The sequence below is a fragment of the Crossiella sp. CA-258035 genome (assembly GCF_030064675.1).
In the GTDB taxonomy this organism is placed as follows: domain Bacteria; phylum Actinomycetota; class Actinomycetes; order Mycobacteriales; family Pseudonocardiaceae; genus Crossiella.
Window position 1 is genome coordinate 7,146,289 of sequence record NZ_CP116413.1, and the last position, 24,125, is coordinate 7,170,413.

The 24,125-nt window shown below is 71.8% G+C and carries 23 protein-coding genes; 17 read left to right on the forward strand and 6 right to left on the reverse strand.

What is annotated here, in order from left to right:
* Positions 1-35: 35 nt before the first annotated feature.
* Entirely contained in the window at positions 36-1,541 is a 1,506-nt protein-coding gene (locus N8J89_RS32065) for a flavin-containing monooxygenase (protein WP_283660728.1), read from the forward strand.
* Position 1,542: 1 nt separating this feature from the next.
* Positions 1,543-2,361 carry an SDR family NAD(P)-dependent oxidoreductase gene (locus N8J89_RS32070; RefSeq protein ID WP_283660729.1) on the forward strand — a complete coding sequence of 273 codons (819 nt, stop codon included), beginning with the start codon at positions 1,543-1,545 and terminating at the stop codon, positions 2,359-2,361.
* Positions 2,362-2,414: 53 nt separating this feature from the next.
* Here N8J89_RS32070 and N8J89_RS32075 read toward each other — a convergent pair whose 3' ends face one another.
* The 3 genes from N8J89_RS32075 to N8J89_RS32085 all read right to left on the reverse strand — a co-directional run bounded on the left by N8J89_RS32075 (position 2,415) and on the right by N8J89_RS32085 (position 5,808).
* A complete protein-coding gene (locus N8J89_RS32075; protein WP_283660730.1) occupies positions 2,415-3,401 on the reverse strand; it encodes a hypothetical protein in 987 nt (328 codons plus the stop codon).
* A gap of 222 nt (positions 3,402-3,623) precedes the next feature.
* Entirely contained in the window at positions 3,624-4,208 is a 585-nt protein-coding gene (locus tag N8J89_RS32080; protein ID WP_283660731.1) for a GNAT family N-acetyltransferase, read from the reverse strand.
* Between the two features lie 49 nt (positions 4,209-4,257).
* Positions 4,258-5,808 (reverse strand): PucR family transcriptional regulator, encoded by a 1,551-nt coding sequence (locus tag N8J89_RS32085; RefSeq protein WP_283660732.1) that lies wholly within the window; start codon positions 5,806-5,808, stop codon positions 4,258-4,260.
* Between the two features lie 162 nt (positions 5,809-5,970).
* Between N8J89_RS32085 and uraD the strand changes: the two genes are divergently transcribed.
* The 14 genes from uraD to N8J89_RS32155 all read left to right on the forward strand — a co-directional run bounded on the left by uraD (position 5,971) and on the right by N8J89_RS32155 (position 21,082).
* Positions 5,971-6,462, forward strand: a complete 492-nt coding sequence (uraD, locus tag N8J89_RS32090; RefSeq protein WP_283660733.1) for a 2-oxo-4-hydroxy-4-carboxy-5-ureidoimidazoline decarboxylase — start codon at positions 5,971-5,973, stop codon at positions 6,460-6,462.
* Positions 6,459-6,785, forward strand: a complete 327-nt coding sequence (gene uraH / locus N8J89_RS32095; protein WP_283666295.1) for a hydroxyisourate hydrolase — start codon at positions 6,459-6,461, stop codon at positions 6,783-6,785. Before uraD ends, uraH begins: the two co-directional genes overlap by 4 nt.
* Positions 6,786-6,787: 2 nt before the next feature.
* On the forward strand, positions 6,788-7,660 hold the full coding sequence (pucL, locus tag N8J89_RS32100) for a factor-independent urate hydroxylase (RefSeq protein WP_283660734.1): 873 nt from the start codon (positions 6,788-6,790) through the stop codon (positions 7,658-7,660).
* 3 nt (positions 7,661-7,663) lie between these two features.
* Complete coding sequence (locus N8J89_RS32105; RefSeq protein ID WP_283660735.1) at positions 7,664-9,031, forward strand: nucleobase:cation symporter-2 family protein; 1,368 nt, start codon at positions 7,664-7,666, stop codon at positions 9,029-9,031.
* Positions 9,009-9,881 carry an FAD binding domain-containing protein gene (locus N8J89_RS32110; RefSeq protein ID WP_283660736.1) on the forward strand — a complete coding sequence of 291 codons (873 nt, stop codon included), beginning with the start codon at positions 9,009-9,011 and terminating at the stop codon, positions 9,879-9,881. Before N8J89_RS32105 ends, N8J89_RS32110 begins: the two co-directional genes overlap by 23 nt.
* Positions 9,872-10,345, forward strand: coding sequence for a (2Fe-2S)-binding protein (locus N8J89_RS32115; RefSeq protein WP_283660737.1), 474 nt, complete (start codon positions 9,872-9,874; stop codon positions 10,343-10,345). The genes N8J89_RS32110 and N8J89_RS32115 overlap by 10 nt, the downstream gene beginning before the upstream one ends.
* A complete protein-coding gene (locus tag N8J89_RS32120) occupies positions 10,342-11,709 on the forward strand; it encodes an 8-oxoguanine deaminase (protein ID WP_283660738.1) in 1,368 nt (455 codons plus the stop codon). The genes N8J89_RS32115 and N8J89_RS32120 overlap by 4 nt, the downstream gene beginning before the upstream one ends.
* Positions 11,706-13,931: a xanthine dehydrogenase subunit D gene (gene pucD / locus N8J89_RS32125; RefSeq protein ID WP_283660739.1), complete on the forward strand. Its 2,226-nt coding sequence runs from the start codon at positions 11,706-11,708 to the stop codon at positions 13,929-13,931. Before N8J89_RS32120 ends, pucD begins: the two co-directional genes overlap by 4 nt.
* A 7-nt stretch (positions 13,932-13,938) precedes the next feature.
* Positions 13,939-15,264 carry an allantoinase AllB gene (gene allB / locus N8J89_RS32130; RefSeq protein ID WP_283660740.1) on the forward strand — a complete coding sequence of 442 codons (1,326 nt, stop codon included), beginning with the start codon at positions 13,939-13,941 and terminating at the stop codon, positions 15,262-15,264.
* A 1-nt stretch (position 15,265) separates the two neighbouring features.
* Entirely contained in the window at positions 15,266-16,396 is a 1,131-nt protein-coding gene (gene alc, locus N8J89_RS32135) for an allantoicase (RefSeq protein WP_283660741.1), read from the forward strand.
* Positions 16,397-16,481: 85 nt separating this feature from the next.
* Complete coding sequence (locus N8J89_RS32140; protein ID WP_283660742.1) at positions 16,482-16,910, forward strand: DUF3592 domain-containing protein; 429 nt, start codon at positions 16,482-16,484, stop codon at positions 16,908-16,910.
* A 23-nt stretch (positions 16,911-16,933) separates the two neighbouring features.
* Positions 16,934-17,509: a nucleotidyltransferase family protein gene (locus N8J89_RS32145; protein WP_283660743.1), complete on the forward strand. Its 576-nt coding sequence runs from the start codon at positions 16,934-16,936 to the stop codon at positions 17,507-17,509.
* A 307-nt stretch (positions 17,510-17,816) separates the two neighbouring features.
* On the forward strand, positions 17,817-19,814 hold the full coding sequence (locus N8J89_RS32150) for a PEP/pyruvate-binding domain-containing protein (protein ID WP_283660744.1): 1,998 nt from the start codon (positions 17,817-17,819) through the stop codon (positions 19,812-19,814).
* Between the two features lie 14 nt (positions 19,815-19,828).
* Complete coding sequence (locus tag N8J89_RS32155) at positions 19,829-21,082, forward strand: MFS transporter (RefSeq protein ID WP_283660745.1); 1,254 nt, start codon at positions 19,829-19,831, stop codon at positions 21,080-21,082.
* Between the two features lie 199 nt (positions 21,083-21,281).
* Here the strand turns inward: N8J89_RS32155 and N8J89_RS32160 are convergent, their stop codons facing one another.
* A complete protein-coding gene (locus N8J89_RS32160) occupies positions 21,282-21,815 on the reverse strand; it encodes an HNH endonuclease family protein (RefSeq protein ID WP_283660746.1) in 534 nt (177 codons plus the stop codon).
* Positions 21,816-22,192: 377 nt separating this feature from the next.
* Here N8J89_RS32160 and N8J89_RS32165 point away from each other — a divergent pair, with 377 nt between their 5' ends.
* The gene (locus tag N8J89_RS32165; protein WP_283660747.1) at positions 22,193-22,492 is read left to right on the forward strand and encodes a hypothetical protein; all 300 of its coding nucleotides are present in this window, start codon (positions 22,193-22,195) and stop codon (positions 22,490-22,492) included.
* A 1-nt stretch (position 22,493) separates the two neighbouring features.
* Here the strand turns inward: N8J89_RS32165 and N8J89_RS32170 are convergent, their stop codons facing one another.
* Positions 22,494-23,114 carry an alpha/beta hydrolase gene (locus tag N8J89_RS32170; protein WP_283660748.1) on the reverse strand — a complete coding sequence of 207 codons (621 nt, stop codon included), beginning with the start codon at positions 23,112-23,114 and terminating at the stop codon, positions 22,494-22,496.
* Between the two features lie 182 nt (positions 23,115-23,296).
* Complete coding sequence (locus N8J89_RS32175; RefSeq protein WP_283660749.1) at positions 23,297-24,088, reverse strand: LuxR C-terminal-related transcriptional regulator; 792 nt, start codon at positions 24,086-24,088, stop codon at positions 23,297-23,299.
* Positions 24,089-24,125: the final 37 nt, after the last annotated feature.

Sequence of the window (24,125 nt, forward strand, 5' to 3'; positions counted from 1 at the left end):
GCTTATTGAACAGCAGTCAATAAGGAGGCCAGCTCATGCACGAGGTGCACGTAGCCGTCATCGGCACCGGATTCGCCGGCCTCGCCATGGCCATCCGGATGAAACAGCGCGACATCACCGACTTCGTCCTGCTGGAACGCGCGCAGGAGGTCGGCGGCACCTGGCGGGACAACACCTACCCCGGCGCGGCCTGCGACGTGCCCTCGCACCTGTACTCCTTCTCCTTCGCGCCCAACCCCAACTGGACCCGCTCGTTCTCCCCGCAGCCGGAGATCTGGCGCTACCTGCGCCGCACCGCGCGCGAGCACGGCGTCTACCCGCACATCCGCTTCGGCCACGACGTGGAGCGCGCGGACTGGGACGAGGCGCGCGGCCGGTGGATCGTGCGCACCAGCCAGGGCACCTTCGCGGCCAAGGTGCTGGTCTCCGGCATGGGCCCGCTGTGCGAGCCGCAGCTGCCCGACATCAAGGGCCTGGACACCTTCCAGGGCCACGCCTTCCACTCCGCGCGCTGGGACCACGACTACGACCTGACCGGCAAGAAGGTCGCGGTGATCGGCACCGGCGCCTCGGCCATCCAGTTCGTGCCACAGATCCAGCCGAAGGTGGAGCGGCTGCGGCTGTTCCAGCGCACCGCGCCCTGGGTGATGCCGCGCCGGGACCGGCCGATCACCAGTGTCGAGCGCACCCTGTTCCGGTGGTTCCCGCCGTTGCAGCGGCTGGTGCGCGCGGCCATCTACTGGGGCCGCGAGACCTACGTCATCGGCTTCACCCGGCAGCCCAAGATGCTGCGCCTCGGCGAGCGCTGGGCCAGGAAGAACCTGTTCCGCGCGGTGAAGGACAAGGAGCTGCGCAAGAAGCTCTTACCCACCTTCGCCATGGGCTGCAAGCGGATCCTCATCTCCAACGACTACTACCCCGCCGTCGCGCAGTCCAATGTGGACGTGGTCACCGACCGGATCACCGAGGTGCGGGCCAACTCCGTGGTCACCGCGGACGGCACCGAGCACCCGGTGGACACCATCATCTTCGGCACCGGCTTCCACGCCACCGACCCGCCCTCGCTGGAGAAGGTCTACGGCCGCGGCGGGGTCCGCCTCGGCGAGGCCTGGCAGGACGGCATGGAGGCGTACAAGGGCACCACCATCGCCGGGTTCCCCAACCTGTTCATGCTGGTCGGCCCGAACACCGGCCTCGGCCACAACTCGATCGTGTTCATGATCGAGTCGCAGGTGAACTACGTGATGGACGCGCTGAAGGTGCTGGGGCGCAAGGAGGTCGTCGAGCTGGACCCGAGGGTGGACCGGGTGCACGCCTTCAACGAGCAGGTGCAGAAGCAGATGCGGGGCACGGTCTGGCTGACCGGCGGCTGTGAGAGCTGGTACCTGGATGCCAAGGGGCGCAACACCACCCTCTGGCCTACCTTTACCTGGAGCTACCGGCAGCTCACCCGCAAGTTCGACGCGCAGGCCTACTCGATCCGGCTGCGTGCAACCGAGGAGGTCGCCGCGGTGACCAAGACCGATGAGGCGGTGCACTGACATGCGGGAGTTCCGCGGCAGGGTCGCTGTGATCACCGGAGCCGGTTCCGGCATCGGCCGGGCGCTGGCCCTGGACCTGGCGCGCCGGGGCGCGCAGCTGGCACTGTCCGATGTGGATGACTACGGGCTGGCCGAGACGGTGCGCCAGGCCGAGCGGATCGGCGCGCGGGCCAAGGGCTACCACCTGGACGTGGCCGACCGGGCCGCGGTGCTGGCGCACGCCGACGAGGTGGTCGGCGACTTCGGCCGGGCCGAGCTGGTGGTCAACAACGCCGGGGTGACCGCCACGTCCAGCTTCACCGAGACCGACATCACCGACTTCGACTGGGTGATGAACATCGACTTCGGCGGCGTGCTCAACGGCACCAAGGCGTTCCTGCCGCACCTGATCGCCTCCGGGGACGGCTACCTGGTCAACATCTCCAGCCTGTTCGGCCTGATGACCGTGCCCCGCCAGACCGCCTACCACGCGGCCAAGTACGCGGTGCGCGGCTTCACCGAGTCACTGCGCCAGGAGCTGCGCATCGACGGGCACCCGGTGGGCGTGAGCTGCGTGCACCCCGGCGGGATCAAGACCAACATCGTGAACAACGCCCGGCACAGCACGCCGGAGTACGGCAAGTCGCTGAGCTCGGCCTTCGACCGCATCGCGGGCACCAGCGCGCCGGCCGCCGCCCGGACCATCATCCGCGGCATCCAGCGCGGCCAGGCGCGCATCCTGATCGGCCCGGACGCACACGCGCTCAACGTGCTCCAGGCCCTGCTGGGCAGCCGGTTCGCCTGGTTCACCGAGAAGATCAGCCGCCGCGCGATGTACTGAGCTCACTCCAGGGGGCGGCCCCACCACCGCCGTCCCCTGGAGTGGGGCCTGGCTCAGAGGTCGACGTGCCAGTGCACGCCGAGCGTGCCGCGCCGCGGCTCCCGGTGCTGGGCCTCGATGCCCACCCAGCCGCGGAACTTGCCCGCGTCGTCGATCACCTGCAGCTGCGGCTTGCGGTGCGAGCCGCCGGTGTAGCAGGGCGTGCTGCCGCCCTGCACCAGGCAGGTGCAGAAGTGCTCGTAGAAGTTCTTCCGCCCGCCCTCGGAGGCCATGTAGTACCGGATCTTGCCCGGCTTGCCGTCCGGGCAGGCGGTGCAGGCGTTGGGACCGGCGTCGAACAGACCGCTCAGGCAGTCGCCGTTGCACTGCTTCCAGCCCTCCAGCGCCAGGTCGATCTTGGACGCGCCGGTGCCGGAGGACAGCCTGCCCGGGGTGGAACCCGAGGGCTGGACGTAGAAGTTGTGCGCGTAGCGGCCCCGGTAGGCCTTCTTGGGCACCTCGTTCATCGGGATGGCCAGGTCGTTGCTGGCGTTGCTGCCGTAGCCCTGGCCCACGTTCGCGCCGTAGCTGGACCCGGTCAGCGAGATCGCGCTGATCCCCGGCTCCGGCGTGGCCACGGTCCAGTTCTCGGTCACCCCGCCGTCCCAGGTGACGGTGACCTGGTTGCCGCTGGTGGTGTACTTGCCGTGGAGCGACTTGACCTCGGCCCCGGTCTGGAAGCCACCGGCGGTGTGGATCTTGCAGTTGTCACAGCCGGCCGAGGTGGTGCGGATCGGCACCCCCGGGTAGCCCTGGTTCCAGCTCCAGAACCAGAACCCCTCCCGCACGGTGCCGTCGCCGTTGAAGTAGTACATGGCCAGCCGGGAGAACTCGTTCCCGGTCGGCGTCGTGCCAGCGGGCGCCACCTGGCCGATGGTGACCGCGTAGATCCGCTTGCCGCCCGGCAGGTCCACCGCCAGCGCGGTGCCGGGCAGCAGCGCCCCGGTCAGCGCGAGCGTGCCCAGCACGACCAGCCACAACCGCATGAAAGTGCGTCTCAACGTCGTCCTCCCCAGCCCGTTTCCAACGTTGCACACAACGTAACACCGTGTCCAAGCGGTCACTAGCTGCAATCACCTGCCCGCGGCAACCCCACCCCGAGTGTTGGCCGTTGTCGTACACGGTGTTGGCCGTTGTCGTACGCCTGGTTCCGGTGCCGACCACGGATCTCGTACCGCAACGGCCAACACGGCGTACGAGAACGGCCAACACTCGGGGTGGGGTCAGGGGGCTGGGCGCCACATGGGGTGGCAGTCGGGGCCGCCGGGGAGGTGGATCGGGTCGCCGAGGGGCACGAAGCCGTGGCGGGCGTAGAGCGCGACGCCGCGTCCGGTGCTGGCCTCCAGGTAGGCGGGCAGGCTGCTCCCGGCCAGGCGGTGGCGCAGCAGCAGGCTGCCGTGGCCCTGGCCGCGGGCCTCCGGCAGCACGCCGATCAGCGGCAGGTACAGGTGCCGCTCGCCGTGCGGGTGCCGCCGGGTGAACTCGCCGCCGAGCTCGGCCAGGCGGTGCGCGGCCGGGCCGAAGGAGGCGTGCAGGGCGGTCAGCTCGTCGGCGGTGAGGCCGGTGAACTCGCCGTTGGCCTCCACGGTCAGCCACAGCGCGACCGCGGCCCCCGCCGCCGTGGTCTCCAGCTCGGCCTCACCGGCGGCCAGCAGGAACCGGATGAAGCCGCGCTGGAAGCGCAGCCTGCTGGTCGGTTCCGGGAACAGCCAGCTCACCAGCGGATCGTCGAGGTAGGCCACGGCCAGGGTTTCCACCGCGGCGTCGAAGGCGTCCCCGCGCGGACGGACCACCGGCTCCGGAGTCATACCCCCGACAGTGCCACACCTCCCCGACGAATGATCTTGACTGGCCCGGTCAGCCGGGGTCCAGGTTCAGCCCGAGGTACAGGTCCACCCGATCGGGGAAGCAGCTCAGGTCGCGGCCGGTCAGCTCCTCGATCCTGGCGATCCGGTAGCGCAGCGTGTTGACGTGCACGTGCAGCCTGGCCGCGGTCTTGGTCGGCGAGCACGCGCAGTCCAGGAAGACCCGCAGGGTGGCCACCAGGTCGGAGCCGTGCTCCCGGTCGTAACCGCGCAGCGGGCCGAGCAGCCGGTGCGCGAAGGAGCGGCGCAGCTCCTCGGGCACGGTGGCCAGCAGCAGCAGGTGCGAGGCGATCTCCTCGGCGGCCACCACCGCGGTCCTGGCGTCCCGGTGCTCGGCCAGGGTGCGCGCGTGCCGTGCCTCCTCCACCGCGCCGGCCAGGCCGGAGGCGCTGGTCACCCCGCTGATCCCGATCACCAGCCGGGCCGAGCCGAGCCCCGGTTCGACCACCTCCACCGCGGCGCGCAGCTCGCGCAGGGCGCCGGTCAGCGACTCCGGGTCGCCGGAGAGCACCGCGCAGGCCTCCTCGCCGAGGGTGCCCAGCAACACCCGGCTGGCGCGTTCGGCGGCCAGCTCGCCGAGCACCAGCGCGGCCAGTCCCGGCCCGCCGCCGACGGTGGCCGCCGACAGCGCGCACACCGCGTCCCCCGGCGCCAGCCCGGCCGCGGCCAGCCGGGACTCGATCTCCCCCGCCCCGGCCCGGCCGGTGGTCAGCGCGTGCAGCAGCGGCGCGAACGAGCGGTTCTCCACCCGCCGCCGCTCCTCCAGCCTGGAGCGGTCCAGCGAGACCAGGGTGGCCAGCTCCCCGGCCACCTCCCGCTGGCCCTGGTCCCACTGCTCCTGGTCGCCGTCGACCACCAGGAACCAGCTGGCCATCCGCTGCCCGCCACGCCCCGGCACCGGCAGCAGGGTGCACGGCGGGCTGTCCCGGTGCCGCACCGTGCGCGGCAGCCGGTCGGCCTGCAGGAACTGCCGGACCAGCAGCTCCCGCTTGCCCGGCGAGGGCGGGCGGGTGCTGCCCGCGACCACCCGGCCGGTGGGCGAGAGCACCCAGCAGTGCGCGCCGATCCCGGTGGAGCCCAGCTCCAGCAGGGTGGCCAGGCCCGCGCCCTCGGCCACCGCCTCGACCAGGCGGCGGTGCCGGTCCAGCGCCACCGCGGCGTGGTCCGGCCGGTCCGCGGCCAGCGCCAGCACGATCCGCTCGGTGATGGTGGCGAAGGAGACGTCGATGGGCACCTCGAACAGCGGCACCCCGTGCCGGGCGCAGGCTTCGACCAGGTCAGGGGGCACGGAGCCGAACTCGGCGTCCCCGGCGGCCAGTCCGGCCACCCCGGCGGCGGCGATCGCGGAGACGAAGGCCTCCGCGTCCTCCGGCCCGCGCCGCCACACCATGCCGGTGAGCACCAGCTCGCCGCCGGAGAGGTAGCGGCTGGGGTCGCGCTGGTCGGTGGTGTACACCCAGCGCACCGGCCGGTCCAGGTGCTGCGCGCCGGTCAGCAGGACCAGCTTCAGCTCCGAGACCGCCAGCAGTGTGCGCAACCGCATCCGCGTCGCCTCCACCTCAGCTCACCGCATTGGAGGAAGCCACAAAAGAGCGGCCCGCACAAGACGGCGTTTTCATGCTTCTCATACCTAGTCGCAGCGTGCCCAACCTGGATGTACTGGCCGACACCACCTGGTGAGCACCGTGTAACGGGGGTCCGGGAGTTGCTGGAGGAGTTCAACGCGCTGCCCGAGTCCAGGGCGGTCGAGCTGTTGCGCGCGTGCTGCGCGAGCCCGGCGTGGATCCGCCGGGTGCTGGCCGGACGCCCCTACCGCGACCTGCGCGCCCTGCAGACCGCCGGGGCGGACGCGCTCAAGGCGCTGGACTGGACCCAGCTGCGGCAGGCCCTGGACGCGCACCCGCGGATCGGGCAGCGCGCCACCGGCGGCGGTCAGGAGGCCCGCTGGTCGCGGGGCGAGCAAGCCGCGGCCAAGACCGTGGACGCCGACGTGCAGCGGCAGCTGGTGGAGGGCAACCAGCGCTACGAGGCCAGGTTCGGGCACGTGTTCCTGATCTGCGCGACCGGCAAGACCGCTGGCGAGATCCTCTCCGCGCTGCGGCACCGGCTGGGCAACGAGCCCTTCGCCGAACGTGAGGTGGTCAAGGCCGAGCTGGCCGGGATCGTCCGACTGCGACTGACCAAGATGGTGGGCTGATGGCGATCTCCACGCACGTGCTGGACGCGGCGCTGGGCCGCCCGGCGGCCGGGGTGCGGGTGCACCTGGAACACCTGGACAACGCGGTGTGGCAGCAGGTCGCCGAGGGGGTCACCGACGCCGACGGCAGGCTGCGGGACCTGCCCATCGCCGAGGGCGCGCACCGGCTGTTCTTCCACACCGGGCCATACCTGGCCGCCACCGGCAGGCCGGTGTTCTACCCGGAGGTGGTGATCAGCTTCCTGGTCGCCGACCCGGCCGAGCACCACCACGTGCCGCTGCTGCTGAGCCCGTTCGCGTACTCGACCTACCGGGGGAGCTGACCGTGGGCATCGTGTTGGGCGACAACCAGTACGGCAAGGCCGAGGTCCGGCTGGTGCGGATCGACCGGGGCGCGGCCGGGCACCACATCACGGATCTGAATGTCAGCATCGCCCTGTCGGGGGATCTGGCCGAGACCCATCTCAGCGGTGACAACGCCAAGGTGCTGCCCACCGACAGCCAGAAGAACACCGTCTACGCCTTCGCCAGGGACGGCGTCGGCCAGATCGAGGACTTCGCGCTGCGGCTGGCCCGGCACTTCGTCGACTCCCAGCCCGCGATCCACCGCGCCAGGGTGGCCATCGAGCAGTACGGCTGGACCCGGACGCTGGTGGACGGCCAGCCCGCCTCGCACTCCTTCCACCGCACCGGCGACGGCACCCGGACCACCACGGTCACCTACGACGGGGACACCGCCTGGGTGGTCTCCGGGGTCACCGAGCTGACCGTGCTCAACTCCACCGGCTCGGAGTTCTGGGGCTACGTCAAGGACGAGTACACCACCCTGCCCGAGGCCACCGACCGCATCCTGGCCACCGCGGTGGACGCCCGCTGGCGGCACCGGGACGCCGGGGAGCGGGACTGGGCGCAGTCGCACCGGCAGGCCAAGGCCGCGCTGCTGGCCGCGTTCGCCGACACGCACAGCTTCTCCCTGCAGCAGACCCTGCACGCGATGGGCTCCAGGGTGCTCACCGGCCAGCCGGACGTGGTGGAGGTCCGGCTGGCCCTGCCGAACAAGCACCACTTCCTGGTCGATCTGTCGCCCTTCGGGCTGGACAACCCCGGTGAGGTGTTCTTCGCCGCGGACCGGCCGTACGGGCTGATCGAGGGTTCGGCGCTGCGCGAGGACGCGCCTCCGCCGGGTGGGGCATGGTGAGCCATGCCATTCCGCACCACACGCGACGCCGGGAGCCCAGCGCACCCGGTCGATGAGGTCCTGCCCGCCGGGCGGCTGCTCGCCTTCGGGCTGCAACACGTGCTGGCCATGTACGCGGGCGCGGTCGCCGTGCCGCTGATCGTGGGCGGGGCGATGAAGCTGCCCGCCGCCGACATCGCGTACCTGATCAACGCCGACCTGCTGGTCTGCGGCATCGCCACCCTGATCCAGTGCGTCGGGGTGTGGCGCTTCGGCGTGCGGCTGCCGCTGATGCAGGGCTGCACCTTCGCCGCGGTCAGCCCGATGGTGCTGATCGGCACCCAGGGCGGCGGGCTGCCCGCGATCTACGGCGCGGTGATCGTGGCCGGGCTGGCCATGACGCTGGCCGCGCCCTGGTTCAGCCGCCTGCTGAAGTTCTTCCCGCCGGTGGTGACCGGCACGGTGATCCTGGTGATCGGGCTGTCCCTGCTGCCGGTGGCGGTCAACTGGGCCGCCGGCGGGGTCGGCGCGCCGGACTTCGCCGCGCCGGGCAACCTGGCGCTGGCCCTGGGCGTGCTGCTGGTCATCCTGGCCGCACAGCGGTTCCTGCCCGGTCTGTGGTCCCGGATCGCGGTGCTGCTGGGCATCGTGATCGGCACCCTGGTGGCGATCCCGTTGGGGCGGACGAACTTCACCGCCGTCGGCGAGGCTCCGTTGCTGGGCATCAGCACCCCGTTCCACTTCGGGTTGCCTGCCTTCGAGCTGTCCGCGATCACCGCGATGCTGATCGTGATGGCGGTGACCATGATCGAGACCAGCGGCAGCATCGTGGCCACCGGCGAGCTGGTGGACAAGCCGGTGGACCGGCGCACGCTGGCCGACGGGCTGCGTGCCGACGGCGCGTCCACCGTGCTCGGCGGTGTGCTGAACACCTTCCCCTACACCGCTTTCGGCCAGAACATCGGCCTGGTCGCGCTCACCGGGGTGCGCAGCAGGTGGGTGGTGGCCACCGCGGGCGGCATCCTGGTGCTGCTCGGCCTGGTGCCCGCGCTGGGCGCGGTGGTGGCCGCGATCCCACTGCCGGTGCTGGGCGGAGCGGGCATCGCCATGTTCGGCACGGTGGCCGCCGGTGGGGTGCGCACGCTGTCCCGGGTCTCCTTCGCCGGCAACCACAACCTCACCGTGGTCGCGGTGTCGTTGGGCATCGGGCTGATCCCGGTCGGCGTGCCCGGGATCTACGAGGCGTTCCCGGTGTGGTTCAAGGCCGTCATGCAGTCCGGCATCAGCGCCGGGTGCCTGGCGGCGGTCCTGCTCAACCTGTTGTTCAACCACGGCGCCCGGCGGGAACCGGCGCGGGAGGAGGCGGTGGATGGAGTTCCTCCGACCGGCTAGCTGGCCGGAAGCCCTATCGCTGAAGGCGGAGAACCCGGAGGCGGTGCCGATCGCCGGTGGCACCGACCTGATGGTCGAGCTGAACTTCGACAAGCGACGGCCACCGGCGATCCTGGACCTGGGCCGGATCACCGAGCTGACCGAGTGGTCCGAAGTGGACGGTGTGGTGTGGCTGGGCGCGGCCGTGCCGTACCAGCGGATCATCACCGAGCTGGCGGACCGGCTGCCCGGACTGGCGATGGCCGCGCGCACGGTGGGCTCGCCGCAGATCCGCAACCGGGGCACCGTCGGCGGCAACCTCGGCTCGGCCTCCCCCGCCGGGGACGCGCACCCGCCGCTGCTGGCCGCGGACGCGGTGGTCGAGGTGGCCTCGGTGCGCGGCGCCCGGACCATCCCGGTCAGCGAGTTCTTCCTCGGCGTCAAGCGCGCCGCTTTGGCTGAGGACGAGCTGATCCGCGCGGTGCGGCAACCGGTGGCCGATGGGCCGCAACAGTTCTCGAAGGTGGGCACCCGCAACGCGATGGTGATCGCGGTGTGCTCCTTCGCGCTGGCCCTGCACCCGGCCCGCGGCACCGTGGGCACCGGCATCGGCTCGGCCGCGCCCACCCCGCGCCGCGCACCGGCGGCCGAGGCGCTGCTGGCCGGTGAGCTGGACTGGCAGCAGCCGAAACCCTTGCCAGAAGGCCTGGTGATCCGGTTCGGCGAGCTGGTGGCGGCCGCGGCCGCGCCCATCGACGACGTGCGCGGCAGCGCGGCCTACCGGCGGCACGCGCTGGCCGTGCTGGCCCGCCGCACCCTCGCCTGGACCTGGCAGGACTACCGCTCCGGAAGGTGGTCGCGATGCGCGTGAACCTCACCGTCAACGGCGAGCCTAGGCAGGCCGACGACGTCTGGCCCGGCGAGAGCCTGCTCTACGTGCTGCGCGAGCGACTCGGCCTGCCGGGCTCGAAGAACGCTTGCGAGCAGGGCGAATGCGGGTCCTGCACGGTGTACCTGGACGACACTCCGGTGTGCGCCTGCCTGGTCGCCGCCGGGCAGGCCGAGGGCCGCGCGGTGCGCACCGTGGAGGGCCTGGCCACCGAGGAGGACCTGGACCCGGTGCAGCAGGCATTCGTGGAGGCGGGGGCCGTGCAGTGCGGTTTCTGCACCCCCGGCCTGATCGTGGCCACGCACGACCTGGTGCGCCGCAACGCCAAGCCGACCGACCCGGAGATCCGCGAGGCACTGGCCGGGAACCTGTGCCGCTGCACCGGTTACGAGAAGATCCTGGACGCGGTGCGGCTGGCCGCGGCCCGGCGGGAGGAAGCCCGATGAGCCGTATCGTGATCGACAACGCCGCTGTGTCCACTGTGGACGGAAACGGCACCGAGTACGCCAACGGGCACGTGGTGGTGGAGCACGGCGTGATCACCGCGGTCGGCGCGGGCCCGGCCCCGCTGGCCGAGCACACCTCCGAGTACATCGACGCGCACGGCTGCCTGGTCACCCCCGGCCTGGTCAACACCCACCACCACCTGTACCAGTGGGCCACCCGCGGCCTGGCGCAGCAGGAGAACCTGTTCGGCTGGCTGGTCGAGCTGTACCCGATCTGGGCCAGGCTGGACGCCTCGGTCACGCACGCCGCGGCCAGCGCCGGCCTGGCCTGGCTGGCCCGCACCGGCTGCACCACCGCGGCCGACCACCACTACGTGTACCCGCGCACCGGTGGCGACCAGCTGGACGCGGTGATCTCCGCGGCCAGGCGGATCGGGGTGCGGCTGCACGCGGTGCGCGGCTCGATGGACCGCGGCGAGTCCCAGGGCGGGCTGCCGCCGGATGACGTGGTGGAGGACACCGACGCCGCGCTGGCCGCCACCGAGGCCGCCATCGACACCTACCACGACACCTCCTTCGACGCCCAGATCCGGATCGCGGTCGGCCCCTGCTCGCCGTTCTCGGTGAGCGAGCGGCTGATGCGCGAGGCCGCGGAACTGGCCCGGCACAAGGGCGTCCGGCTGCACACCCACCTGGCCGAGACGGTGGAGGAAGAGCAGAAGTGCCTGGCCGAGCTGGGCTGCACGCCGCTGGAGTACGCCGACTCGCTCGGCTGGCTCGGCGAGGACGTGTGGTTCGCGCACGGCATCCACTTCTCCGACTCCGAGATCACCCGGCTCGGCGCGTCCGGCACCGGGGTGGCGCACTGCCCCAGCTCCAACGCCAGGGTCGGCGCGGGCACCTGCCGGGTCACCGACCTGCTCGGCGCGGGCGCACCGGTGGGGCTGGGCGCGGACGGCGCGGCCTCCAACGAGGGCGGCGGGCTCGGCGACGAGCTGCGCCAGGCGCTGTACCTGGCCCGGCTGCGCGGCGGCCCGGCCGCGCTGACCGCGCGGCAGTCGCTGTGGCTGGGCACCATGGGCGGGGCGCGCTGCCTGGGCCGGGCGCACGAGATCGGCTCCATCGAGGTGGGCAAGCTGGCCGACCTGGCGGTGTGGCGGATCGACGGGCTCGGTCACGCCGGGATCGCCGATCCCGTTGCCGCGCTGGTGTTCGCCTCGGTGCCACCGCTGGCCCGGCTGCTGGTCGGCGGCCGCAGCGTGGTGGTCGACAGCGAGCTGCGCACCGCCGGCGAGGACGAGCTGGCCGGCGACCTGCGCTCGGCCAGCCGTCAGCTGCGCGCGCACCTGGAGGTGGCCGGATGACCAGGAGCGAGGTCTCCGTCACCGGCGGCATCGGCCAGTCGCCGCTGCGGCCGGACGGGAACCTGAAGGTCAAGGGCGAGTTCGCCTACTCCTCCGATCTGTGGGCCGCCGACATGCTGTGGGGCGCCACCCTGCGCAGCCCGCACGCGCACGCCCGGATCACCAGCGTGGACATCGCCGCGGCACTCGCGGTGCCCGGCGTGCACGCGGTGCTAACCCACGCGGATGTCCCGGGCCGCAACGCTTTTGGCCTGGAGCACGTGGATCAGCCGGTGCTCGCGGTGGACCGGGTGCGCTACCAGGGCGAGGCGATCGCGATCGTGGCCGCCGACCACCCGGAGACCGCGCGCCGGGCGATGGACCGGATCGCGGTCGGCTACGAGGTCCTGGAACCGGTGGTCGACGCCGAGCTGGCCGCGCACGAACCCCAGCGGAACCCGTTGCACGAGAACGGGAACCTGGTCCGGCACGTGCCGATCCGGCGCGGCGACCCCGAGGCCGAAGCCGAGGTCGTGGTCTCCGGCGTCTACCAGGTGGGCATGCAGGACCAGGCATTCCTCGGCCCGGAGTCCGGGCTCGCGGTGCCCGCCGAGGACGGCGGGGTCGAGCTGTACGTGGCCACCCAGTGGCTGCACGTGGACCAGGGCCAGGTGGCGCAAGCCCTTGGCCTGCCAACGGATCGGGTGCGCATCACCCTAGCCGGGGTGGGCGGCGCGTTCGGCGCTCGCGAGGACCTGTCCATGCAGGTGCACGCCTGCCTGCTCGCGCTGCACACCGGCCGTCCGGTGAAGATGGTCTACAACCGCGAGGAGAGTTTCTTCGGCCACGTGCACCGGCACCCGGCCCGGATGCACTACGAGCACGGCGCGACCAGGGACGGCAAGCTGGTCTACGTCAAGGCCAGGCTCTACCTCGACGGCGGCGCCTACGCCTCCACCACCGCCGCCGTGGTGGCCAACGCGACCACCCTGGGCGTCGGCCCGTACGAGGTGCCCAACGTGGTGCTGGACGGCTACGGCGTCTACACCAACAACCCGCCCTGCGGCGCGATGCGCGGCTTCGGCGCGGTGCAGGCCTGCTTCGGCTACGAATCCCAGATGGACAAGCTGGCCGCCGCGCTGGAGCTGGACCCGGTGGAGCTGCGCATCCGCAACGCGGTCGCCGAGGGCAGCGTGATGCCCACCGGCCAGGTCATCGACTCCGCCGCCCCGGTCGCCGAACTGCTCCGCCTGGTCAAGGAGAAACCACTGCCCACAGTGGACAGTGTGCGGGACATCCTGGACCTGCCCGGCGGCGCGGCCAACACCACGCACGGCGAGGGCGTGCGGCGCGGGGTCGGCTACGGGGTGGGGGTCAAGAACGTCTGCTTCTCCGAGGGCTTCGACGACTACTCCACCGCCAGGGTCCGGCTCTCCGTGCTCGGCGGCGAACCGGTCGCACTGGTGCACACCGCGGCCGCCGAGGTCGGCCAGGGCCTGGTCACCCTGCTCGGCCAGATCGCCCGCACCGAGCTGGGCGTCCAGCAGGTCACCATCGCACCTGCGGACACCTCCATCGGCAGCGCGGGCTCCACCTCGGCCTCCCGGCAGAGCTACGTCACCGGCGGCGCGACCAAGGCCGCCTGCGAGGCGGTCCGGGCGAAACTCCTGGCACTGAGCGGAAACCGGTGGCCGCTGACGCCCGGAGAGATCGCCGAGGTGCTCGGGCAGGCGGTGATCGAGGAGACCGTGGAGTGGCGGCACCGGCCCACCGAGACCCTGGACCCGTTGAGCGGTCAGGGCAACGCGCACGTGCAGTACGCCTTCGCCGCGCACCGCGCCGTGGTCGACGTGGACGTGGAGCTCGGCCTGGTCAAGGTGGTCGAGCTGGCCTGCGCCCAGGACGTGGGCAAGGCGCTCAACCCGGATGCGGTGCTCGGCCAGATCCAGGGCGGCTCCGCGCAGGGCCTCGGCCTGGCGGTGATGGAGGAGATCCAGACCAGGGACGGCCTGATCCGCAACCCCTCCTTCACCGACTACCTCATCCCGACCATCCTGGACATGCCGCCGATGGTGATCGACGTGCTCGAACTGGCCGACCCGCACGCCCCCTACGGCCTGCGCGGCGTCGGCGAGCCACCGACCATCTCGGTCACCCCGGCCATCGCCGCCGCCATCCGCGCCGCCAGCGGCCTGCCCCTGGACCGCGTCCCGGTCCGCCCCGAACACCTCACCGGCACCTAGGAGACCCGTGTACGACCTAGTGCTGCGCTCGCGGCGAACCTGCTTACCCGACGGCGAGCGACCGGCCGCGATCGCGGTCCACAATGGACGGATCGCGGCGGTCGCACCGCACGAGGCCGACCTGCCCGCGCACACCGACACCGACCTCGGCGAGCTGGCCCTGTTACCCGGCCTGGTGGACACGCACGTGCACGTCAACGAGCCCGGCCGGACCGAGTGGGAGGGTTTCGCCACCGCGACCGCCGCCGCCGCGGCCGGTGGCGTCACCACCATCATCGACATGCCGCTGAACTCGCTGCCGCCCACCGTGGACGTGGCCGCGCTCAACGTCAAACGCCAAGCGGCGCAAGGCCGATGCTTCGTCGACGTCGGCTTCTGGGGCGGCGCGATCCCGGGCAAGCTGCACGAGCTGCCCGCACTGCACGCCGAGGGCGTGTTCGGCTTCAAGTGCTTCACCGTCGACTCCGGCGTGCCCGAGTTCCCACCGCTGTCCTGGCCGGAGATCGACCAGGCCCTGCACCGGCTGGTCGAGCTGGACGCACTGCTGGTGGTGCACGCCGAGGACAGCGAGGAGCTGGCCACCGCACCCGCGGCCGAAGGCAAGAGATACCAGGGTTTCCTGGCCTCCCGGCCGACCAGCGCGGAGAACACCGCCATCGCCCGGCTGGCCGCCATCACCGCCGGCATCGGCGCCAGGGCGCACGTGCTGCACCTGTCCTCGGCCGAGGCACTGTCCATTGTGGCCGAAGCCAAGGCGGCAGGGGTCCGGCTGAGCGCGGAGACCTGCCCGCACTACCTGACCCTGACCGCCGAGTCGGTGCCCGACGGCGCCACCGAGTTCAAGTGCTGCCCGCCGATCCGGGACGCGGCCAACCAGGACCAGCTGTGGGCCGGCCTGGCCGACGGCGTGATCGACTGCGTCGTCTCCGACCACTCCCCCTGCACTCCTGACCTGAAGAGCCGGGGCGGCGGCGACTTCGGCCAGGCCTGGGGCGGGGTGTCCTCGCTCCAGCTCGGCCTGCCGGTGCTGTGGACCGCAGCCCGCGCCCGCGGCCGCCCGCTGGCCGAGGTGGTGCGCTGGCTGGCCGAACGCCCCGCCGACCTGGCCGGCCTGTCCCACAAGGGCCGCATCGCGGTGGGCTGCGACGCCGATCTGGTCGCCTTCGCCGCCGACGAGCGGTTCACCGTGACACCAGGGGAACTGCGCCACCGGCACCCGATCACCCCGTACGCCGGACGGGAGCTGACCGGCGTGGTGCGCCGGACCTGGTTGCGCGGCAAGGAGATCGGCGCGCGACCCCACGGCGAGCTGCTGCGGCGCGACGGAGGCTGACATGGACACCGCCCTGCCCGACCTGGCCGCCCGCAACCTGGGCGGCTCGGTGCTGACCGCCAACGACGAGTTCTTCGCCGAGAAGGAGAACCTGATCAAGCCGGAGCCACCGGTGTTCCGGCCGCACACCTTCACCCCCAAGGGCCAGGAGTACGACGGCTGGGAGACCAGGCGGCGGCGCGGCGTGCCCGGCGCGGACTGGGTGGTCATCCGCCTCGGCGTGCCCGGCATCCCGCGCTCGGTCACCGTGGACACCAGCTTCTTCAAGGGCAACTTCCCGGAACAGGCCACCGTGCACGGCGCGGCCCTGGACGGCTACCCCGGCCCCGCCGAGCTGGCCGCGGCCGAGTGGGTCGAACTGGTGCCGCGCAGCCCGCTGCGGGGCCACACCCAGAACACCTTCGCGGTGGCCACCCCGCTGCGCATCACGCACGTCCGGCTGACCATCCACCCCGACGGCGGCGTGGCCAGGCTGCGCGTGCACGGCGAGCCGCTGCCCGACCCGCGGGAGCTGATCGGCGTGCCGCTGGACCTGGCCGCGCTGGTCAACGGCGGCCGCACGGTCGAGGCCAGCGACGGCTTCTTCTCCCCGCCGGACAACATGCTGCAACCCGGCGAGTCCCGGTTCATGAGCGACGGCTGGGAGACCGCCCGCCGCCGCGGCCCCGGCCACGACTGGGCGGTGGTCCGGCTGACCGCCGAGGCGCTGCCCAGGGTGATCGACCTGAGCACCCTGCACTACAAGGGCAACAGTCCCGGCAGCGCCGCGGTCTGGGGCCGCGTCCCCGGCGGCGAGTGGACCCCACTGCTGCCGGAGACCCCGCTGCTGCCCGACACCGGCCACCGCTTCCGCCTCGCCGAGCCCCGCCCGGTCACCGAGGTCCGCCTGGACATCCACCCCGACGGCGGCGTGGGCAGACTCCGGATCTGGGGTCCACTGACCACCACCGGCCGCCGCGAGCTGGCGCTGCGCTGGTTCAACGCGCTCACCCCCGCCGCGGCCGAGGCCCTGCTCGCCGCGCACGGCCTGCCGGAGAACGATTGCCGATCACTGACCGCGGCCCGCCCGGCCACCGAACTGCCCGCTGAGCTGCGCGAACTCGGCGCGGACACCTTCAGCACGCCGTCCTGACAAATATTCCAGCCCGGCAAGCAACCCGTCACGGAGTCATCACACGCCGTTGACCGGCCCTCCGACCCCGACGATGCTTCCGCGCATGACACCGGGCGACTTGCACTGGGAGTGGCTACCCGGCGCCCTGATCCTCCTGGTCAGCGTGGTGCTGGCGGTCCTGCTGCTGCGCACGCTGCACTGGCGCACCCAGGGCGTGAACGCCAGCGCCACCGTGCTGAGCAGCCGCACCCAGCTGTACGAGGACCGCAACCCCGGCGTCGGCCCCGAATGGGTGACCAGGGTCGAGCACTACGCCACGGTCGCCTACCAGGACGGGCGCGGCGTCGAACACGTCACCGAGATCCGCGGCGACCACAGCGTCGGCGAGTCGGTCCAGGTGCTCTACCTGCCCGAGGCCCCCGACCGCGCCGTCTCGGCCCGCTCGGTCTCCCTGGGCGCGCTGCTGGTCGGCGCCACCGTCCTGCTGGCCTGGCTGGCCTTCATGCTCTACCTCGCCGAGCGCACCGCCTGACGGCCCGGCGGTAGGGTCCGGCCATGGCCGCTCCGCCGCCCAGGGTCGCCGGGCTCGTGCTCGCCGCGGGCGCGGGCCGCCGCTACGGCGGGCCCAAGGCCCTCGCCGAGCTCGACGGCACGCTGTTCGTCGACCGCGCCACCACTGTGCTCGCCGCAGCGGGCTGCCACCCGGTGCTCGCCGTGCTCGGCGCGGCCGCGGAGGAGGTGCTGGCCCGGGCCCGCCTCACCGGCGTCACCCCGGTCCACAACCCCGACTGGCCCACCGGCATGGGCTCCTCGCTGCGCGCCGGGTTCGCCGCCCTGCCCACCGACGTCGACGCCGTGGTGGTGCTCCCGGTCGACCTGCCCGGCATCACCGCCGAGGCCGTCCGCCGGGTGCTCGCGCACGCCTCGCCGGCCGCGCTGGCCGCCGCCACCTTCCACGGCCGCCGCGGCCACCCGGTCCTGTTCGGCCGCGCGCACTGGGCCGGGGCCGCCGCCTCGGCCACCGGCGACGCCGGGGCCAGGGCCTACCTCGCCGCGCACCCGCCGCTGCCCATACCATGTGAGGACGTGGCCGAAGGGTCCGATGTGGACACTCGCAACCCGTTGGGCTGAACGGGTGTTGCCCCGCACACTGTGTCCAACAGCACTCGGTGGCGGGGCCGCCGCGCACCCAAGATCAGCCTCTCACACGCTGAGAGCGCAGCCCGGCCAGACTCCGCGCCAGACTGGGAAAGCACTTGCCGATTCCCACTCAGCGGGAATGGTGTGACGATTGCCGAGGTCGCCCGAATGACGTACCCGAGGGCCGTTCGGGCTACCTGACCGCTGTGTCAGAACCTGCTAGCTTCACCCGCTGTTCTCCCCTGGTTCGCTGCCGCCGCCCCGGCACGCCCTGACTCCCCCGGAAAGAAGAGGACCCGTGCACGCGGCCCCGACCGACTCGGACCTGGTTCACGCCATCATCGGCGAGAAGCTGTCCCTGGCGGCTTTCGACCAGCTCTCCGGCATGCTCGCCGGGCAGCCGTTCGTCAAGCTCGTGGTGGACCGGGAACAGGGCGTCATCCACTTCATCAACAACGCGCACCGGGAGTTCCACGTCCAGTACGTCGGCCTGGACATCCTGGGCATGGACTTCGACGAGCTGGCGGCCAACGTCAACTCCTTCAACGACAGCGTCTACCACGACCCGGACCGCCGCTTCTACCTCGGCATCCTGGCCCTGCACAAGCGGTCCGGCCACGACGGCGGCGCCGAGCGCCGGTTCATCTCGCTGGAGACCGTCGAGGTGGACACCATGTCCGCGGAGATGATCCGCTTCTTCTACGGCTTCGTCCGGGAGTGGGTCGACCCCTCGGTGCCGCTGGTGTTCAAGCCGGCCACGCACCTCCAGGAACGGTTCCTGGACGGCATCCCGCCCGCCGAGCTGCCCAGGGTGACCGCGCACGAGCTGTTCGCCTCCACCCGTTTTGTGCCGCTGAACCCGGGTTCGGCCACCGGCCGCCTGCGCGCCTTCGCCACGGACAAGGACTACGCCGCCGCGGCGAACACCCTGGAGTGGTTCGACATCATCGTGATGGACCGGGTGCCCGACGACATCCCGCGGCTGGCCGGGATCATCAACGCCCAGCACACCACCCCGTTGTCGCACACCAACGTGCTCGCCTCCGGCTGGAAGATCCCCAACGCCATCCAGCTCGGCGTGCTGGCGCGCATCGAGGCGGAAGGCCTTGACGGGCACTGGGTCGAGTACCGGGTGGAGTCCGGCGGCGCCGAGATCTCGTTGTCCCGCACCGAGGCCCCGGCCGACCTGGCCGCGCCGCCGGCCTGGCGCGCGCAGCAGATCACCCTGGAGGAGCCGGAGACCGAGCGCACGCCGATCCTGGACATGCACAAGCTGCGCGCCACCGACCGGCACCGCTACGGCACCAAGGCGGCCAACCTCGGCGAGCTGCGGCACGTGCTGGACCACGGCTCGGACCGCCTGCTCGGCTTCTACCAGGTGCCGCGCCCGCCCCGGCCGAACCTGCTCAGCTACCTGGCCCGCAACCTGGACGTGCCGGCGGACGACAAGCTCGCCACCGCCGCCTGGCAGTTCCTGCGGGAGAACGTGCGCATCCCGCGCGGCATCGCCGTCCCGTTCGCCGTGCAGCAGCGGTTCCTGGAGTCCTCCGCGCGCATCCAGCAGGCCATCGGCAAGCTGAAGATGGCCCTGGAGCTGGACGCGCCCGAGGTCGAACCGCTGAGCCTGGCGCTGCAGAAGCTGATCCGCGGCACCCGCATGCCTAGCGACATCCGGCAGGAGATCGACTCCGCGATCGTGGAGCAGCTCGGCGGCGTACGCACCTTCGTGGTCCGCAGTTCCTCCAACGCCGAGGACCTGGACGGCTTCTCCGCCGCGGGCATCTACGAGTCGGTCAACCACGTCAGCACCGCCGAGGCGATCTTCGACAGCATCAAGCTGGTCTGGGCCTCGCTGGTCTCCCCGCGCAGCGTCCGGTTGCGCCAGCAGGCCGGCATCTCGCTGGACGACTGCTACATGGGCGTGATCGTGCAGGAGCAGGTGGACGCCCCGGTCGGCGGCGTGCTGGTCACCACCAACCCGATGGCGCGCAACGACTTCCGCAACGTCTACGTCAACGTCTCACCGCAGGTCACCGACGTGGTCTCGGGCACGGTGCTGCCCATGCAGTACCTGTACAGCACGGTCGAGGGCGGCGGCCGCACGCTGTCGCTGGGCGATGCCGGGCAAGACCTGCCCGAGCCGATCCAGGCCATGCTGCAGAAGCTCGCGCTGGCGGGCAGGCTGCTCCAGTCGCACTTCTGTCCGGACTACACCTTCGCCGCGCCGGTGGACATCGAGTGGGTCACCAGCGCCGACCGCGTGCACATCCTCCAGCTGCGCCCCTACTCGGTCTGAGCGCGGGAAAACCCATGCCACTGCTGCTCTCGCGCGCGCCCAAGACGCCGGTGTCCGCCGCCGCCAAGCGGGTCATCCGGCTGTCCATCGGCTTCCAGTTCTTCTTCACGCTGCTGCTGTGGACGCCGATCTTCTACGAGTACCAGCGCCGCTTCGGCCTGTCCGCGGCCGAGATCCTGGGCATCCAGAGCATCTACTACGTGGCGTTCTGCCTGCTGGCCGTGCCCACCGGGATGATCTCCGACCGCCTCGGCTACCGGAACTCGATGCTGGCCGGCTCGGCGATCCTGGTGGCCGGCAACCTGTTGGTGGTCGCCGCGCCGTCCTACTGGGGTTTCCTGGCGCACTTCCTGCTGATCGCGGTGGCCCGCTCGCTGACCATCGTGGCCACCAGCGCCTACCTGTACACCTTCCTGCAGCGCACCGGCGACAGCGCCGCGTACAAGCAGTCCGAGGGCAGCGCCAGGTTCTACAGCCTGATCGGCCGGATCGCCGCCTGGCCCGCGGTCGGCCTGCTGATGGCCTGGCACCTGCCCTCGCCGTACTGGATCACCGCGATCAGCGCCGCGGTCGCCGTGCTGATCGCCTACCGGCTGCCCGCCCTGCCACCGTCCACTGTGGACATCGACTCGGTGACGCACTCACCGCTGGCCACCATGCGCGAGGCGCTGTCCGTGCTGCGCGCCGCCCCGGTGCTCCAGCTGCTGATCGTGCAGGGCGTGGCCATCTTCACCCTGGTCCGCATCTGCCAGGTCAACCTGTTCCAGCCGATCCTGCTGGACAAGCAGCTCCCGGTGATCTCCCACGGCGCGGTGCTCGCCGCGATGACCGCCTTCGAGGCGCTGGGCTCGATGCGCCCCGGCGTGCTGCGCCGCTTCCTCAGCGACACCAGGGCCGTCTTCCTGATCACCATCGTGATGGCCCTGACCCTGGCCGCCACCGTCTTCGCCGGCATCCCCGGCACCATCGCCCTGCTCTGCGTCTTCGCACTGGCCGGCGGGTTCGCCTTCCCGATCCAGCGCCAGCTCATCAACGACGCCATCCCGGAAACCCCCTACCGCGCCACCCTGCTGTCCATCGAGTCCATCATCGACCGCGCCGTCTGCGCCGTGGTCGCCCTGGTGCTGGGCAGCTTCCTCAACCGGGGCGCGCTGGGCGAGTTCCTCCTGTACTCCGCGGCGGGTTCACTGGCACTCATGGCCGTTCTGGCCGTGCTGGTGCCGGTGACCCGTCGCCGCCTGAACGCGGGAACGGGCAGCATCGGCTGACCGGGCTCGCGACAGGGAAAGCCGCGTTGGTCGCGCAGGGGCGATCAACGCGGCTTTCCTGTCTGTGACATTGGCGTGCTCCGCACGCGGGATTTTTCGCTCTTGGGGTCGTGCGTTCGTGTCGCTGGCGCGCCACGCCTCTCCCGCAACAAGTTGGCCGGTGGGCGGAGGAGCGCGAGCCGTGCCGTGGTCTGTTTCCCTACTTCGGGCAGTGGCCGAGCATGTCGGTCAGCGCGCCGCGCTCGGCCTCGGTCACGCCGAGGGCGTAGACCGCTTTGACCCGGATCCAGTGCACCGCGTAGGTGCACCAGACGCCCTGGACCGGGGGCTTCCACTGGGAGGGGTCCTGGTCGCCCTTGGAGCGGTTGCTGGTGGCGGAGACCGCGATCAGCTGGGGGTTGCGGGTGTCGTTGGCGAACTCCGAGCGGCGCTCGTCGGACCAGTCCGCCGCGCCGGTGCGCCAGGCGTTGGCCAGCGGCACGGTGTGGTCGATGTCCAGCTGCTCCGGGCCGGTCATCACCTTGTCGTCGTAGACGCTGCGCCAGCGGCCGGAGATGACCTTGCACGCCTTGTCCGTCTTGACGTCCTCGCCCTCGCGGCGGAGCACGAACTCCCTGGTGTCACAGGACTCGCCCTGGGTGGTCCAGTGCTTGAAGCGCTCCCGCGAGTAGCCCTTCATCGGCGCCCAGGCGATCACCTTGAGCGTGCCGAGCTCGGTGCGCGCCCGGGCCACGTCCGCGGCGGCGGGTTGCGCGCCGCCCGGTTGCGCGGCGGAGGTCGCCGGTGGTGGCGCTCCGGTCGGAGATTTGGCCGTACAACCTGCTGTGAATGCCAGTCCCGCCGCCATCGCGACCAGGAACCAACGCCGCATTCCGCACCCCATCCGAACGTGACCTAGCGCACTTTCGAGACTCAAGTACCGACATTCGGGGTCGACAACTAGCCCAAAGGCACTAAAGTCAACCCGTAAAAGCAACAATGCGACAACGTTTGTTGACGCAACCACAGGGTGATTGAGGAAACGACGGTCCGGTGAACGCAGCGCCACCCCGCCCCAGCGGTCCTGACGAAGGTACCGCTCTGCTCGAGCCGAGCCCGGCACGTGACCGTGTGCGTGTCGAACTCCAGTGGCGTCCGGCCCGGCGGGCCCGCCGCACCGCGACCATGCCCTTCACCCACCCACCCCGCCCGGCCCTCCGGCCCCGGCGCGCGCACGTCCCCCGCCCCGCGCCGGTCACCCGGTCCTGGCACCCGCGGCGGCACGCACTCGCGCTGGTCATGGTGCTGGTGGCCGCGCTCGCCGTGCTCGCGGCCAGCGCCGAGGCCTTCGACATGGCGATCGTGCTCGCGGTCGGCTTCAGCATGCAGCTGCTCTGCCTGTGGACCTGCGCGAAAGACAGCGCCCGCTAGGTCAGGCCGGTAGCCGGGTGGCGACGTGTGCCGCGCGCAGGGTGCGGGCCAGTTCGATCCGCCAGGGCAGTGCCGCGAAGGAGTCCGGCCCGAGCCGGTGCAGCGTGCTCGGCACCCCGGCCTTGGTCAGCCGCCGGGCATAGCGTTCCGCGGCGGCGCGACCGGTGTCCGCCTCACCCACCGCGATCAGCGCGGGCGGCAGACCGGCCAGGTCCGCGCCGGGGTCCGGGGTCCGCGTGGGCAGCTCCAGGACCTGCAAGACGATCGCGGGCCCACCGCGTTCCTTGATCAGCAACGGCAGGGCCGCGGCCAGGTCGGCGCCTTCGCGCGCGCCGCCGACGGCGAGCCGGGTGGCGTCGAGTTCGAGCAGGGCCGCGTTGTCCAACAGCCACATCAGCGCTGAGTAGCAGTCCTCGAGGGCGACCGGGAACGGGTGCCCGAAGCCGAGGCGGTGCTCGACCGAGACGATCGCGCAGCCGGCCTCGGTGGCCAGGTCGGAGAGCTCGCCGTGGCTGTCGTATCCGCTGGGCAGGTGCAGGTAACAGGGCAGCGGGCCCAGCCAGACCGGCCGGTGAACCACCACCTCGATCGCTCCGCCATCGACAGCGACCTGATACCGCATCGGTGCCCCCACCTCAAACAGAACAGTTCTGTTTGCTTCAACGACACCAGTGTGCCCGAAGTTCCTGCCGAACGGGCAGCCCACCGGCGCGGCCAGATGGGTGAGAGTGGCGGCGCCTCACCCGGAGACAGCAGTCAGCGCGACGCACCCGCGCCGCGCTGACCAGAGGCTGGTGGTGCCGGTCAGGAACCGCCGACCGCCTGCTGGCGCAGCGGCATGACCGCGACGTTGTGCGGCCGGAAGGAGTAGACCTGGCCGCCGAAGCCGTCCGGCCCGGCCACCAGGAGCCCGGTGGCCAGCGCGGTGGCCACGGCCGCGGCGCGGTCGCTGACGTGCAGCTTGGCGAAGATCCGCTGGAGGTGGGTCTTGACCGTGGTCTCGGCGACGAACAGGCGCCTGCCGATCTCCGCGTTCGTGTGACCTTCGGCGACGAGTCGCAGCACGTCCAGTTCCCGCCCGGACAGCACGGAACGTATCTGGGCCCGGGGCAGCGGCGTGACTGTCAGCGGTGACAACTGTGGAGACATCGACGTGACACCGCTGCGCGCCTGCCGGATCGCCGCGATGACCTCGTCCCCCGTCGCGGACTTCAGCACGAAGCCCATGGCGCCGGCCTGGAGCGCCGCGCCAACGCGGGAACGCTGGTCGGAGAAGACCACGGCGACGATGGGCAGCCGGGTGCGCAGCACCGCCTTGACCACCTCGAGCCCGTCCACCTCACCGAGGTCCAGATCGACGAGCACGACGTCGGGACGACGAGCGGTCACCTCGTCCACGATGTGCTCCGCGTCCTGGAGCGCACCAGCGAACTCGAGGTCGGAGTGCTGGGCGAAACAGGCGCGCAGCCCGTCCGCGACGATCGGGTGCCGGTCGACGACCAGGACCTTGATTGCCTGCGCGCGCGGTTCTCCCTCACGCGGAGACTGCCCGAAGCTCCCCGGTCGCACCGCGCCTGGACGCTGGCTCAGCGACATGACACACCCCTGCTCAGACGGCCCCAGTCATGACTGG